General features: G+C 72.6%; 10 protein-coding genes and 1 tRNA gene. 7 read left to right on the plus strand and 4 right to left on the minus strand.

The genetic code is table 11. The features are described from left to right. Positions 1 to 2 precede the first annotated feature (2 nt). Together frc and ACIGAQ_RS03250 are read right to left on the minus strand one after the other, a co-directional pair. Positions 3 to 1,244 carry a formyl-CoA transferase gene (frc, locus tag ACIGAQ_RS03245; protein WP_311681026.1) on the minus strand — a complete coding sequence of 414 codons (1,242 nt, stop codon included), beginning with the start codon at positions 1,242 to 1,244 and terminating at the stop codon, positions 3 to 5. Between the two features lie 12 nt (positions 1,245 to 1,256). Next, positions 1,257 to 2,939, minus strand: a complete 1,683-nt coding sequence (locus ACIGAQ_RS03250) for a thiamine pyrophosphate-binding protein (protein ID WP_311681027.1) — start codon at positions 2,937 to 2,939, stop codon at positions 1,257 to 1,259. Positions 2,940 to 3,115: 176 nt separating this feature from the next. Between ACIGAQ_RS03250 and sucC the strand changes: the two genes are divergently transcribed. From sucC to ACIGAQ_RS03265, 3 genes are all read left to right on the plus strand, one after another. Continuing rightward, a complete protein-coding gene (gene sucC, locus ACIGAQ_RS03255; protein WP_311681029.1) occupies positions 3,116 to 4,246 on the plus strand; it encodes an ADP-forming succinate--CoA ligase subunit beta in 1,131 nt (376 codons plus the stop codon). A gap of 14 nt (positions 4,247 to 4,260) precedes the next feature. After that, entirely contained in the window at positions 4,261 to 5,154 is an 894-nt protein-coding gene (sucD, locus tag ACIGAQ_RS03260) for a succinate--CoA ligase subunit alpha (RefSeq protein ID WP_311681030.1), read from the plus strand. Positions 5,155 to 5,504: 350 nt separating this feature from the next. Next, positions 5,505 to 7,046 carry an aldehyde dehydrogenase family protein gene (locus tag ACIGAQ_RS03265; RefSeq protein WP_399778767.1) on the plus strand — a complete coding sequence of 514 codons (1,542 nt, stop codon included), beginning with the start codon at positions 5,505 to 5,507 and terminating at the stop codon, positions 7,044 to 7,046. Positions 7,047 to 7,219: 173 nt separating this feature from the next. On the opposite strand, the gene ACIGAQ_RS03270 is transcribed toward ACIGAQ_RS03265, so the two are convergent. Next, a complete protein-coding gene (locus ACIGAQ_RS03270) occupies positions 7,220 to 8,551 on the minus strand; it encodes a DUF2254 domain-containing protein (RefSeq protein ID WP_362279215.1) in 1,332 nt (443 codons plus the stop codon). Between the two features lie 141 nt (positions 8,552 to 8,692). Between ACIGAQ_RS03270 and ACIGAQ_RS03275 the strand changes: the two genes are divergently transcribed. Then, positions 8,693 to 8,777, plus strand: a tRNA-Leu gene (locus ACIGAQ_RS03275). Between the two features lie 141 nt (positions 8,778 to 8,918). Here ACIGAQ_RS03275 and ACIGAQ_RS03280 read toward each other — a convergent pair. After that, the gene (locus ACIGAQ_RS03280; protein ID WP_399778769.1) at positions 8,919 to 10,724 is read right to left on the minus strand and encodes a sigma-54-dependent Fis family transcriptional regulator; all 1,806 of its coding nucleotides are present in this window, start codon (positions 10,722 to 10,724) and stop codon (positions 8,919 to 8,921) included. Positions 10,725 to 10,913: 189 nt separating this feature from the next. On the opposite strand from ACIGAQ_RS03280, the gene ACIGAQ_RS03285 reads away from it, so the two are divergent. Genes ACIGAQ_RS03285 through ACIGAQ_RS03295 form a run of 3 tightly spaced genes read left to right on the plus strand, consistent with a single transcriptional unit; the run spans position 10,914 to position 14,661 of the window. Next, positions 10,914 to 12,656 carry an FAD-dependent oxidoreductase gene (locus ACIGAQ_RS03285; protein WP_399778771.1) on the plus strand — a complete coding sequence of 581 codons (1,743 nt, stop codon included), beginning with the start codon at positions 10,914 to 10,916 and terminating at the stop codon, positions 12,654 to 12,656. Positions 12,657 to 12,703: 47 nt separating this feature from the next. After that, on the plus strand, positions 12,704 to 13,573 hold the full coding sequence (locus tag ACIGAQ_RS03290; protein ID WP_399778773.1) for an intradiol ring-cleavage dioxygenase: 870 nt from the start codon (positions 12,704 to 12,706) through the stop codon (positions 13,571 to 13,573). Further along, positions 13,570 to 14,661, plus strand: coding sequence for a maleylacetate reductase (locus ACIGAQ_RS03295; protein WP_399778775.1), 1,092 nt, complete (start codon positions 13,570 to 13,572; stop codon positions 14,659 to 14,661). The genes ACIGAQ_RS03290 and ACIGAQ_RS03295 overlap by 4 nt, the downstream gene beginning before the upstream one ends. Positions 14,662 to 14,663: the final 2 nt, after the last annotated feature.

Below are 14,663 nucleotides of genomic sequence, written 5' to 3' on the forward strand. Positions count from 1 at the left end.
CGTCAGATCACCCCGTTCGACTTGAGCAGGCGCACTTCCTCGTCGCCGAGGCCGAGTTCACCGACGTAGACCTCTTCGTTGTGCTCGCCGAGCAGTGGGGAGCTGGTCACCTCGACGGGGGAGTCGGACAGCTTGAGCGGGCTGCCGACGGTCACGAACTCGCCCCGCTCGGGGTGGGGCACGGTGACGACCATCTCGTTGGCGGCCAGGGACCGGTCCTCGATGATCTCCCGCGTGGACAGGATCGGCCCGCACGGGATGTTGTGCGCGTTGAGCCGCTCCAGCACCTCCCACTTGGGCAGGGTCGAGGACCACTCCTCGATCAGCTGGAACATCTTGTTCAGCTTGGGCAGCCGCGCCTCGGGCGTCGCCCACTCGGGGTCGTCGGCCAGCTCGGGCCGGCCGATGAGCTCGCTGATCGGCCGCCAGCCGACGGGCTGGACGATGACGTACACGTAGTCGTTCGGCCCGCCCGGGGCGCACTTGACGGCCCAGCCGGGCTGGCCGCCGCCGGACGCGTTGCCGGACCTGGGAACCTCGTCGCCGAAGTCCTCGTTGGGATATTCAGCGAGCGGCCCGTGTGCCAGACGCTGCTGGTCCCGCAGCTTCACCCGGCACAGGTTGAGTACGGCGTGCTGCATGGCCACGTTGACCCGCTGCCCGCGACCGGTGCGCTCCCGTTGGTAGAGCGCGGCGAGGATGCCCGCCACGGCGTGCACACCCGTCCCCGAGTCCCCGATCTGGGCTCCCGTCGCCAGCGGCGGCCCGTCCTCGAAACCGGTGGTCGACATCGACCCGCCCATGGCCTGCGCGACGACCTCGTACGCCTTGAAGTTGGTGTACGGGCCCTCGCCGAACCCCTTGATGGAGGCATAGACGATACGCGGATTGATCTCCTGGATGCGGTCCCAGGTGAAGCCCATGCGGTCGACCGCGCCCGGCCCGAAGTTCTCGACCATCACGTCGGAACGCCGGATCAGTTCGGTCAGGATCTCCTTGCCGCGCTCGGTCTTGGTGTTGAGGGTGATGCTCCGCTTGTTGCAGTTGAGCATCGTGAAGTAGAGGGAGTCGACGTCCGGCAGATCACGCAGCTGCTTGCGCGTGATGTCGCCGGTCGGTGCCTCCAGCTTGACGACGTCCGCGCCGAGCCAGGCGAGCAGCTGGGTCGCCGAGGGCCCGGACTGGACGTGGGTCATGTCCAGGACGCGGATGCCGTCGAGAGCCCTGGTCGAGGTCTGGGTCATGCCAAGCGCTCCTCACTTGTACATGGTCTGGTTCATGGTTCCGGGGGCGTACGCGTCGGGGTCGACCCAGACGTTGATCAGGGACGGCTTGCCGGACTCGCGGGCACGCCGGAGGGCCGGGCCGATGTCGGCGGGGTCGCGGACCTCCTCGCCGTATCCGCCCAGCATCTGGGCGAACTTGTCGTAGTGGACGTCGCCGAGGGTGTTGCCGACCCGTTCGCGGTCCTTGCCGTACTTGGCGGCCTGGCCGTAGCGGATCTGGTTCATGGAGGAGTTGTTGCCGACGATGCCGACGAAGGGGAGGTCGTAGCGGACGAGCGTCTCGAAGTCCCAGCCGGTGAGGGAGAACGCGCCGTCGCCGAAGAGGGCCACCACTTCCTTGTCGGGCCGCGCCTGCTTGGCGGCGAGCACGAAGGGGACGCCGACGCCGAGCGTGCCCAGGGGACCCGGGTCCATCCAGTGTCCGGGCGACTTGGGCTGGACGACCTGGCCGGAGAAGGTGACGATGTCGCCGCCGTCGCCGATGTAGATCGAGTCCTCGGTGAGGAAGTCGTTGATCTCACTGACCAGCCGGTAGGGGTGGATGGGCGAGGCGTCCGACCGGAGGCTGGGCAGCCGCTTCTCCAGGGCGGTCTGCTCGGCGGCCCGCAGCTCGTCCAGCCACTCCTTGCGCTTGGACGCCCCGCCGTTGACACGCCCGGAGGCGGCCTCGGTCACCGACTTCAGCACGAGTCCGGCGTCGCCGACGATGCCGAGGTCGATGTCGCGGTTCTTGCCGACGGTGCGGTAGTCGAGGTCGATCTGCACCACCGTCGCGTCCGCCGACAGCCGCTTGCCGTAGCCCATGCGGAAGTCGAAGGGCGTGCCGACGATGACGATGACGTCGGCGTTGGAGAAGGCGTACCGGCGCGAGAGCTGGAAGTGGTGCGGATCGCCGGGAGGGAGGGTGCCGCGGCCCGCGCCGTTCATGTAGGCCGGGATGTTCAGTGTGCGCACCAGCTCGATGGCCGACTCGGTGCCGCGGGTCGTCCAGACCTGGCTGCCGAGCAGGATGGCCGGCTTCTCGGCGTGCACGAGCAGATCGGCGAGCCTCTCGATCGCCTCCGGGTCGCCGGCCGAGCGGGTCGAGGCGCGGTAGGCACCGGCCTGGGGCACGCGTGCCTTGTCGGCCGGCACCTTGGCGTCGAGCACGTCGCGGGGGATCTCCAGGAAGGAGGGGCCCGGCGCGCCGTGGAAGCACTCGCGGAACGCCATGGACACCATGTCCGCCGCGCGCGCCGTGTCGGGCACGGTCGCCGCGAACTTGGTGATGGGGTTCATCATGTCGACGTGCGGCAGGTCCTGCAGGGACCCCATCTTGTGCTGGGTCAGCGCGCCCTGACCACCGATCAGCAGCATCGGGGACTCCGCGCGGAAGGCGTTGGCGACCCCGGTGACGGCGTCGGTGGTCCCCGGACCCGCGGTGACCACCGCGCAGCCGGGCTTGCCGGTGATGCGCGCGTAACCGTCGGCGGCGTGGGCGGCGACCTGCTCGTGACGGACGTCGACGACCTCGATGCCCTCGTCGACGCAGCCGTCGTAGATGTCGATGATGTGGCCGCCGCACAGCGTGTAGATGCGGTCGACCCCCTCGGCCTTGAGCGCCTTGGCTACGAGATGACCACCGGAGATCACGTCCTGGGTGTCGTCGGGCATGGCGAAGTCCTGTCCCTTCGTAGGGGGTTGGAGCGGCTCGCGGTACATTGCATACAGTCGACGAATACTGTATGAAGCTTGTTATCCCGCATCCGGTGGGTGGTGTCCAGGGGGCGTGCGGCATTTTCGGGCGACCGGTGGTCGCTCCCCAGAAGACACAGCAGTCAGGAGCCGGAATGGACCTGTACGAACACCAGGCAAGGGAACTCTTCGAAGAACACGGCATCGTGGTGCCACGGGCCGAGGTCACCGACTCGCCCAAGGAGGCACGCGACATCGCGCGCAGGCTCGGCGGGCGCGTGGTGGTGAAGGCCCAGGTGAAGACCGGTGGACGGGGCAAGGCGGGCGGCGTGAGGCTCGCCGCCGATCCCGCGGCCGCCGAGCTCACCGCCCGTCAGATCCTCGGCATGGACATCAAGGGCCACACGGTCGGCACGGTGATGCTGGCCCAGCCCGTGGACATCGAGACCGAGTTCTACGTGTCCTACGTACTCGACCGCGCGGCGGGCCGGTTCCTCGCGATCGCCTCGGCGGAGGGCGGCATGGACATCGAGGAGGTCGCAGCCACCCGTCCCGAGGCCGTGGCCCGCGTGCCCGTCGACCCCGTCGAGGGCGTCACCTCCGCGAAGGCGGCCGAGATCGCCGAGGCGGCCGGGTTGCCGCCGCAGACCGTGGACGTCCTCGTCCGGCTCTGGGAGGTCCTGGTCCGCGAGGACGCCCTCCTGGTCGAGGTGAACCCGCTCGTGCGCACCCGGCAGGGGCAGATCCTCGCCCTGGACGGCAAGGTCACCCTCGACGACAACGCCCGCTTCCGGCAGGCCCGGTGGGGCGCCGACGACGTGGAGCACGGCGACTCGCTGGAGGCAGCGGCCGCCGCCAAGGGCCTCAACTACGTCAAGCTCGACGGCGAGGTCGGCATCATCGGCAACGGCGCGGGCCTCGTCATGTCCACCCTCGACGTGGTCGCGGGCTGCGGCGCCCGGCCCGCCAACTTCCTCGACATCGGCGGCGGCGCGAGCGCCCGGATCATGGCCGACGGGCTGTCGGTCGTCCTGTCCGACCCGGCCGTGAAGTCCGTCTTCGTCAACGTCTTCGGTGGGATCACCGCCTGCGACGCGGTCGCCGACGGCATCGTCCGGGCACTGGACACGGTCCGGCTGACCAAGCCGCTCGTCGTCCGCCTCGACGGCAACAACGCGGCCCGGGGCCGGGCCATCCTCGACGAGCACGCGCACCCGCTGGTCGAGCAGGTCACCACCATGGACGGCGCCGCCGCCCGTGCCGCCGAACTCGCCACCACGGCCTGAGGAGAGGGAACGCCATGGCCATCTACCTCACCAAGGAGAGCAAGGTCCTCGTCCAGGGCATGACCGGTGGCGAGGGCATGAAGCACACCCGGCGGATGCTCGCGGCCGGCACGAACGTCGTCGGCGGCGTCAACCCGCGCAAGGCCGGCCGCACCGTCGACTTCGACGACCGTGCGGTGCCCGTCTTCGGCTCCGTCGCCGACGGCATGCACGCGACCGGCGCGGACGTCACCGTCGTCTTCGTGCCGCCCGCCTTCGCCAAGGCCGCCGTGACCGAGGCCGCCGACGCCGGGATCGGGCTCGCGGTCGTCATCACCGAGGGCATCCCCGTGCACGACTCCGTCGCCTTCACCACGTACGCCCGGCAGCGGGGCACACGCGTCATCGGCCCCAACTGCCCGGGCCTGATCACGCCCGGCCAGTCCAACGCGGGCATCATCCCGGCCGACATCACCAAACCGGGACGCATCGGCCTGGTCTCCAAGTCGGGCACCCTGACCTACCAGCTCATGTACGAGCTGCGCGACATCGGCTTCTCGACCTGCGTCGGCATCGGCGGCGACCCCGTCGTCGGGACGACGCACATCGACTGCCTCGCCGCCTTCCAGGACGACCCCGACACCGAACTGATCGTCCTCATCGGTGAGATCGGCGGCGACGCGGAGGAGCGCGCGGCGGCGTACGTCCGCGAGCACGTCACCAAGCCCGTGGTCGGCTACATCGCCGGATTCACCGCGCCCGAGGGCAGGACCATGGGGCACGCGGGCGCGATCGTCTCTGGCTCCGCCGGCACGGCACAGGCGAAGAAGGAGGCGCTGGAAGCGGTCGGGGTGCGGGTGGGCAGCACACCGACCGAGACCGCGAAGCTGGTGCTCGCGCAACTCGAAGACCGACAGCGGGCCGTCTGACCCCGGGCCTGCGGCGGCCGTAGCCGTGGCGGGCCCGGCCCCGGGCGGTCGTCACCCAGCCGGGACCTGCGGCGGCCGTCGCCGTGTAGGGAGCCCCACGGGACCTGCGGCGGTTGTGGCCGTGCAAGGGCGCCGGGCGGTCGTCGTCGTGCGGGGACCCCCGGCGGTCGTCACCGAGCCGGGACCTGCGGCGGCCGTCGTCGGAGTCCGGGCCCGGGTGGTTGTCGGAGTCCGGGCCTGCGGTGGCCGTCCGCGTCCACATCCCCGTGGGTCGTTCGAACCACGTCCGGGGCGGGCCGTTCATGCCCGCCCTTCCGCCCCCGACCGTGCACCGAGAGCGGAGCAACCGCATGGCACCCACCCTCACCCTCAAATCCGGCACGTCCTGGTCCGACGCCTGGGAGCGCTGTCTCGTCGTCGCCCCCGAGGCCTTCCGTGACGACCGGGTCCTCAACCTCTGGGACGCCGGCTGGCAGCCCGACGGCCGGGTCCTGCCCGCCGTCAGCCCGGTCGACGGCAGTCCGATCGCCGGCCCGCCGCGCCTGGACGGGTTCACCGCCCACCGCGCCGTGCGCGCCGCCCTCGACCAGCACCGGGCCTGGCGGCACGTCCCGCTGGAGGAACGCCGGGCCCGCGTCACGGCCACCCTCGACGCCCTCGCCGAACACCGCACGCTGCTCGCGCTCCTGCTCGTCTGGGAGATCGGCAAGCCCTGGCGCCTCGCCCAGGCGGACGTCGACCGGGCGATCGACGGAGTCCGCTGGTACGTCGACGGCATCGAGCCGATGCTCGCCGGGCGGGCCCCGCTGGACGGGCCCGTGTCCAACATCGCCAGCTGGAACTACCCGATGAGCGTGCTCGTTCACGCAGTGCTGGTGCAGGCACTGGCGGGCAACGCGGTCATCGCCAAGACCCCGACCGACGGCGGCGTCGCCTGTCTCACCCTGGCCTGCGCGCTGGCCGCCCGCGAGGGGATTCCCGTGACCCTCGTCAGCGGCAGCGGAGGCGAGCTGTCCGAGGCGCTCGTACGGGCGCCCGAGATCGGCTGTGTCTCCTTCGTCGGCGGTCGCGACACCGGCGCCGCGGTGGCCACGACCCTCGCCGACCTCGGCAAACGACACGTACTCGAACAGGAGGGACTCAACACCTGGGGCATCTGGAACCACTCGGACTGGGACGCGCTCACCGCGGTGATCCCCAAGCTCTTCGACTACGGCAAGCAGCGCTGTACGGCGTACCCGCGCTTCGTCGTCCAACGGCAGCTGTTCGACGCGTTCCTGGCGGCGTACCTCCCGGCGGTGCGCGCGCTCAGGGTCGGGCATCCGCTCGCCGTGGAGGAGCCCGGCGATCCCTGCCCGGAGCTGGACTTCGGGCCGGTGATCAACGCGGCCAAGGCGAAGGAGCTGCAGGACCAGGTCGCCGAGGCGGTCGAGCGCGGGGCGGTGCCGCTGTACCGCGGCAGCCCGGACGACGCGCACTTCCTGCCCGGGCAGGACACCTCCGCCTACGTCCAGCCCGTCACGCTCCTCAACCCGCCGCGCTCCTCCCCGCTGCACCACGCGGAACCGTTCGGCCCGGTCGACACGATCGTCCTGGTCGACACGGAGGCGGAGCTGCTGGCCGCGATGAACGCCTCCAACGGGGCGTTGGTGGCCACGCTGTCCACGGACGACCGGGCCACCTACGAGCGGCTCGCCCCGCAGATCCGCGCGTTCAAGGTCGGTCACGGCAAGCCCCGCTCCCGCGGCGACCGCGACGAGCTGTTCGGCGGACTCGGGGCGTCCTGGAGGGGCGCGTTCGTGGGGGGCGAGCTCCTGGTGCGCGCGGTGACGCGGGGGCCGGCGGGGGAGAGGCTGCCGGGGAACTTCCCGGAATATCAACTGCTGCCGTGAGAGGGGGAGGGCGGCGTCCGGCGCGGATACCCGCGCGCACCCGTGACAGGGTCCGGCGCCGGACGCCGCCACGCATCCCTCCCCGCGCGTGCAGGCGCCGTCCCCCGGCCGACGCCCAGCCGGCGGGGCACCGTTCCTCGGCTGATGCCCAGCCGGGTCCGGGGTGTCGTCCCTCAGCCGATGCCCTGCCGGTCCGGGTGCAGGGCGAAGGCGCGGTCCGTCGGGTTCGGGGTCGTGTGGGCGATCTGCTGCCGGAGCAGTTCGCGGTGGCGCAGGAGCGGCTTCTGCCGGTCCCGCGGTGCGAGCAGGAGCAGGTCGTCCAGCCCGGCCAGCATGCGCCGCGTCACCTGCGGACTGCCCGCGGCGCAGGTCCGCACCTCCGTGAACCCGAGATCCACCAGCTCGTCCCACCCCGGCACGGGTTGCACCAGCCGCACCGCCCCGCGCCGGTCCCGGTGCAATGCGGCGTCCAGCGGATGCCGGCTCAGCGCCGCGAGGAACTGCACGATGCGGTCCAGCGCCTGGACGGCGGTGGTCGGATCGTTGATCGCGGACGACAGGGCGCGCAACGCGATGTCGGCCAACTGCCGCAGCCCGAAGCCGAGATCCTGGTGGTACGTCCGCTCCACCCCCACCGAGACGGTGCGGCGCAGTGCCGAGCGCGGTGGGGCGGCCCCGCCGTGGACCGCCAGCACGGGCGTGCCGGGCACCACGAAGTCCCCGATCCGCGGGATCAGCCGCAGCACGACCCCGTGCTTGCGCGCCACCCGCACCAGCCGCGCGATGTGCACGTCGCGCAGCACCCCGCCCCGGCCGTCGTGCGGCACCCACGCCGTCGCGGGGCCGAGGTCGGGCGCATCGCGTCCGCCCGTCGGCGCGGGCATCGACGCGGCGACCCGGAAGGACTCCGTAGCGATCCGCGCGATCACCTGGCTGATCCGCATCAGCCGCAGGGTCGCGTTCACGTACAGCACGAAGAGCAGCAGGCTCAGCGCGACCATGCACAGCGTGAGAACGGCCTGCACCAGCGGCAGCGACGTCACGGCACGGGGGTCGCCGGCGCTGTCGAAGGCGGTCAGCACCAGCAGCGTCAGCACGAACGTGGACAGGAACACCGCGAAGGTCGCCTTGGTGATCCGGCTGCGGACGAAGAGCCGCACCACACGCGGGGTGAACTGCCCGCTCGCCATCTGCACGGCCACCAGCGAGATGCTGAAGACCACACCGATGAAGGTCATCATCGCCGAGCCGACCGCGTTCACCACGGCCTTCGCGTCCTCCGCGAACCGCACGAGCTCGTCGAGCGTCTCGTAGTCCCGCTCCTCCTGCAGCGCTTCCACCACGGCCGTGTCGAGCGCCTGTGCCCCCAGCCACACCAGGAAGACGGCGACCATCGCCGCAGTGGGGGCGAACCAGAACGTGTCGCGCAGATGCTCCCTGAGCGGTGACAGGGCGCGCGGACGACGCCGCGCGCCAGGGCTCTGCGTCACCATCCAGTCACTCATGGTGTGACCCTAGAGGCAGGGGGCCGCCAGGTCCCGGACCCCCGCCCGGTGGACGGAAACGCAGGTGAAAGGCACTCCGAAAGCTTGGTATTGTTGTGCCTGTCGCCGCGGGGAACACCCCTGGCAAGGCGGCGGACACCGGTCCGGGTGGCGGAATGGCAGACGCGCTAGCTTGAGGTGCTAGTGCCCTTTATCGGGCGTGGGGGTTCAAGTCCCCCCTCGGACACCGGCAGAATCGGGCGCCGACCAGTTCATGGTCGGCGCCCTTTCTCATGCTGTCCGACGGACACCCCGTGCCCGATCCATCACGCACGGTCAAGGGTCACGCCGCCCCGGCGCCCCGGGGCTTCCACCGGCGGAGCGCCCCTCAGCCCCGGTACCCCCGCAGCTTGCGATACAGCGTCGCCCTGCCTATCCCCAGTGCCGCCGCCGCGCGGGCCTTGTTGCCGCCGTGGCGGCGCAACGCCTCCAGGATCGTCGCGCGTTCGGCCCGTTCCATCGGACTGAGGGGCCGCGCGGCCGGGCCTTCGCGGACGGGGTCCGGCAGTTCCGTCCGGCGGACCGGGCCGGACATCCGCCGGTGCTCCGCCAGAGCCCGGACGACGTGGGCGAGTTCGGTGACGTTGCCGGGCCATGGGTACTGCTCCAGCGCCCGCAGGGCGTCCAGGGTCCAGGTCAGCGGAGGCCGGCCCGGAGCCGGTCGCGGGGACAGGACCGGCAGCAGCTCCCGTATGTCCTCGGCGCGTTCCCGCAGGGGAGGCAGGGTCACCGTCCGCGCCGACAGCATGTCCAGCAGGCGCTGCAGGCACGGGCCGGCCGGGGCACCGGGCGTGTAGGTGACCAGGAGCGGGGTGTCCGGGCGCGTGTCGAGCAGGGAGTTCAGCGCGGCCACGCCGGGCTGTGCGAGGCGCTCGGCGTGACGGAGCAATAGCGGCCTGCCCGGCTGCCGTGCGCGCAGCGCGTGTTCGAGTCCGGTGTCCTGCGCGGCGTCGGCGTCCTGGACCGGGCCCGGTCCCAGCAGCTCGCGGGCCAGCGCGGACTTGCCCGTGCCCCGTTCCCCGGCCAGCAGCAGCGGCTCCCGGGAGCGCGCCAGCTCCACCGCGCGCCCCACGGCGTGCCGCCAGGGCAGCGAGGAGCCGGTCAGGGCGACCGCCGCGGACGGTGGACCCGGCACCTCACGCGCCCGATCGCCGAGTGGTTCCAGGACCGCCACGATCCCGACGACGGTGCCGTCCAGGCGCAGCGGGGTGACGTGCGCGGTGCAACCCGCCCCCTCAGGCAACGGCAACGGCGACGGCAATGGCAACGGCGACGGCAATGGCGACGGCCCCGTGCCCGACACCGTCGTCTGCCCGGACGGCCCCTCGGCTTCCTCCGCCCGGCCCGGAGGCTCGGCGCGTCGCGCGTCCAGGGCCGTACGCTCCAGCGTGTCGAGCACCTCGGGCGTCAGCAGCCCCCGCGCCGCCTCGTTGATCAGCCGGCTGTGGCCGTCGAGGGCGGCCACAGCCCGGTCCCTGCCCCGTGAGGCCCGCAGGTACGCGTCCAGCAGCGCCTGCTCGGCACGGCCCGAGCGGGCCCGCAGTTCCGTCTCGATCGCCGCGGCGGCGGCCTCCGCGAGGGCGGCCCGGGGATGCGGCCCACGCGGGGCGCACAGGCGTGTGGCCACCGTCAGGGTGCCGAGGGCCTGACCGCTGTCCGGGGAGAGCACCGGGACGCTGACGGCGGACACGTCCTGCCACCGGTCCAGGAAGTGCTCGGGGCCGTGCACCTCGGCCCGGCGGCGGGTGTGCAGCGCCAGGGCCGCGCTGTTGTGGCCGACCTCCTGCTCCGCCAGTACGGGGCACGGTGCGACACCGGGCAGCCGTCCCGCCGTCCACAGCACGCGCAGCCGCTCGTCGGTCAGCACGAGCAGGGCGTCCGCGTCCAGGGCGGCGACGATCCGGTCCAGCACCGGCCGGGCGGCGGTGAGCAGCGCCGACTCCGCGGGGCCTTCCGCACTCCACGTCGTCGGCTCGCCCAGGTCGTGCGGCACACCGAAGAACCGGGCCCGCCGCCACGCCGCGACGACCTCCTCCGGTACGCCCCCGGGCAGCGGATCCCCCGACAGGAAGCGCTCGCGGGCGAGCCGCAGCGAGAGCCGGGCGGTGGTGGGGGAAGGATCTGTGGTGGTCACGGCACGGCCCACCGTAGCGTGTTCGGTTGAAGGAGCAACAACCACGTGGCCCTCACGCCCTTTCACGGACCCGAGTCGTTCCTCAACCGGACCCGGCGGGGTGTCTCGTAATGAGACACCCGCGCTCCCTCGAACCCCTCCAGGATCGTGACCGCCCGATGTCCCCCGACCCGCCCGCAGGAGCACCCCGTGTCCACCGTCGTCGAGACCGACGTCCTCATCGTGGGCAGCGGCCCGGCCGGTGCCTCGGCCGCGCTCGCCCTGAGCACCTACGGCGTGCCCAACATCGTCGTCACCCGTTACGCGCACCTCGCGGACACCCCCCGCGCGCACATCACCAACCAGCGCACGATGGAGGTGCTGCGCGACCTCGGAGTGGAGCAGGAGGTCGTCGCCCGGGCCACCCCGCAGCACCTGATGGGCAACACGACGTTCTGCACCAGCCTGGCCGGCGAGGAGCTGGGCCGGGTGCGCTCCTGGGGCAACGACCCGCTGGCGCGGGCCGCGCACGAGCTCGCCAGCCCCACCCGCATGTGCGACATGCCGCAGCACCTCATGGAGCCGGTCCTCGTCGACGCGGCCGTCGCCCGCGGCACCCGGCTGCGCTTCGAGACCGAGTACCTCTCCCACACGCAGGACGCCGACGGCGTCACGGCCACCGTCCGCGACCGGCTGCGCGGGGACACCTACGAGATCCGCGCCCGGTACCTGATCGGCGCCGACGGCGGACGGTCGAAGGTCGCCGAGGACGCCGGCCTGCCGATGGGCGGCCGGATGGGCGTGGCCGGCAGCATCAACATCGTCTTCGAGGCGGACCTGACCCGGTACACCGCCCACCGCCCCTCCACCCTCTACTGGGTGCTCGCCCCCGGCGCCACGGTCGGCGGCATCGGCGCGGGACTGGTGCGCTGCGTACGGCCCTGGAACGAGTGGCTGATCGTCTGGGGCTACGACGTCACCGCGGGCGCCCCGGACCTGACCACCGAGTACGCCGAGTCGATCGTCCGCAAGCTCGTCGGCGACGACGACATCCCCGTGACCATCACCTCGTCCTCGTCGTGGACCGTCAACGAGAGGTACGCCGAGACGTACGCGAACGGCCGCGTCTTCTGCGCGGGGGACGCCGTGCACCGCCACCCGCCGTCCAACGGCCTCGGCTCCAACACCTCGATCCAGGACGCCCACAACCTCGCCTGGAAGCTCAAGCTCGTCCTGGACGGCACCGCCCACCCCCGGCTGCTCGACTCCTACACCGCCGAACGCGCCCCGGTCGGGCGGCAGGTCGTCACCCGCGCCAACCGGTCCATCCGCGAGACCGCCCCCGTCTTCGAGGCCCTCGACGGGCTCGCCCCGCAGACCCCCGAACAACTCTGGGCCAACATCGCCGCCCGCAAGGACGCCACCGAGGCCGCCGAGCAGCAGCGCGCCGCGCTGCGGGAGGCCATCGCCTTCAAGGTGTACGAGTTCGACGCGCACGGCGTGGACCTCAACCAGCGCTACACCTCCGGCGCGATCGTCCCGGACGGCACACCCGACCCCGGCTTCGTCCGCGACCCCGAGCTGTACCACCAGCCCTCCTCCCGACCCGGCGCCCGGCTCCCGCACGCCTGGATCACCTCCGGCTCGCGCACGCTCTCCACCCTCGACACGGTCGGCCGGGGCCGCTTCACGCTGCTGACCGGCATCGGGGGACAGGCCTGGCTCCGGGCGGCCGAGCAGCAGGACGTCGACATCGCCACGGTGGTGATCGGACCGGGGCAGGAGTACGAGGACCCGTACGGCGACTGGGCGAGGCTGCGGGAGGTCCCGGACGCCGGCGCGCTCCTCGTCCGGCCGGACGGCTTCGTCGCCTTCCGGCACCCGGACGCCGCCCGCACGAACGCCCGGGACCTGCTCACGGACGCGCTGCGGCGCATCCTCGGACACGCCTGAGCACGCGCCATGATGGAAGAGACGCACGTCGACGACGAGGAGCCGGCATGACCACGGACGCGACCGGGACAGGGGTCACCGAGCAGGCCGTGGCCAGTCTACGGGCGACCCCCGACCCGCGGCTGCGGGAGCTGCTCACCGCTCTCGTACGGCATCTGCACGACTTCGCCCGCGAGACCCGGCTCACCCAGGGCGAGTGGGAGCGGGCGATCGCCTTCCTGACCGCGACCGGGCAGACCTGCACCGACACGCGGCAGGAGTTCATCCTGCTGTCGGACGTCCTGGGCCTGTCCATGCTGGTGGAGACCGTGCACGGCGATCGCGCCCCCGGAGCCACCGAGTCGACCGTGCTCGGGCCGTTCCACCTGACCGAGTCGCCGGTGCGGGAACTCGGCGACGACATCGACCTGGTGGGCGGCGGCGAGCCGTGCGTGGTCAGCGGCCGGGTGCGCTCCGCGGACGGCACCCCGCTGCCCGGTGCCGTCGTCGACGTCTGGCAGGCCGACGACCAGGGCTACTACGACGTCCAGCAGCCGGGCGTCCAGCCCGCCGGCAACGGACGCGGACTGTTCACCGCCGACGCCGAGGGCCGCTTCTGGTTCCGCACCTGCGTACCGGCGCCGTACCCGATCCCCACCGACGGGCCGGTCGGCGAGTTGCTGCGCGCGACCGGACGGCACCCCTACCGCCCCGCGCACATCCACTTCATCGCCTCCGCCGCAGGACACGCGCCGGTCACCACGCACATCTTCGTGGCCGGCGGCGACTACCTGGACTCCGACGCGGTGTTCGCCGTCAAGGAGAGCCTCGTCCAGGACTTCGCCGAGACCGACGACCCGTCCCTGGCACGGGAGTTCGGCGTGCCGAACCCCTTCCGGCACGCCCGCTTCGACCTCGTCCTGGAGCCCGCCCCATGACGTTCCAGGACGAGTTCACGTACGAGACCCGGCCCGTGCGGGTCGTGTTCCGGCCCGGCGCGGCCGTCACCGCCACCCCGGAGGAGGCCGCCGGTCTCGGGCTCCGGCGGCTGCTCGTGGTGTGCGGCAGGCGTGGCGAGGCCGTCGCCCGGACCGTCGCCGACGCGCTCGGCGACCGCTGCGCCGGGGTGCACGCCGAGGCGCGGATGCACGTGCCCGTCGAGGACGCCGACCGGGCCGTCGCGGCCGTACGGGCAGCGGGCGCGGACGGCTGCGTCGCCGTCGGCGGCGGCTCCGCCATCGGGCTCGGCAAGGCGATCGCCCTGCGCACCGGGCTGCCGCTGATCGCGGTCCCGTCGACCTACTCCGGTTCGGAGATGACCCCGGTCTGGGGCCTGACGGAGCACGGCGCCAAGCGCACCGGCCGCGACCCGGCCGTCCAGCCCCGCAGCGTCGTCTACGACCCGCGGCTCACGCTCTCCCTGCCCGTACCGCTGACCGTCACCAGCGGCGTCAACGCGCTCGCGCACGCCGTCGAGGCGCTGTACGCCCCCGACGTCTCACCGCTCGTCTCCGCCATGGCCGAGGAGGGCGTGCGGGAGATGACCGGTGCGCTGCCCCGGCTGGCCGCCGACCCGCGGGACCTCGACGCGCGCAGCCGGGCACTGTACGCGGCCTGGCTGTGCGGGGCCTGCCTCGGCGCGACCACCATGGGGCTGCACCACAAGCTGTGCCACGTGCTCGGCGGCAGCTTCGGACTGCCCCACGCCGAGACGCACACGGTCGTCCTCCCGTACGCCCTCGCCTACAACGCCCCGGCGGCCCCACGGGCGTTGACCGTGCTGCGCCGGGCGCTCGGCGCCGAAAACGTGCCACGGGCCCTGTGGGAGCTGGCCGGACGCCTCGGCGCGCCCCGCTCCCTGGCCGAACTCGGCCTGACGGAAGGCGATCTGACCCCGGCGGCACGACGAGTGGCGGGCGAACCGTACGCCAACCCGCGCGAGGTGACGGCGGACGGCGCCCGCGGTGTGCTGCTCGCGGCCTACGAGGGAGCCCCGCCCGGCCCGGTCCCGGCGCTGTCGCCGTAGCC

It is taken from the genome of Streptomyces sp. NPDC085932, from assembly GCF_044540525.1.
GTDB lineage: Bacteria > Actinomycetota > Actinomycetes > Streptomycetales > Streptomycetaceae > Streptomyces > Streptomyces levis.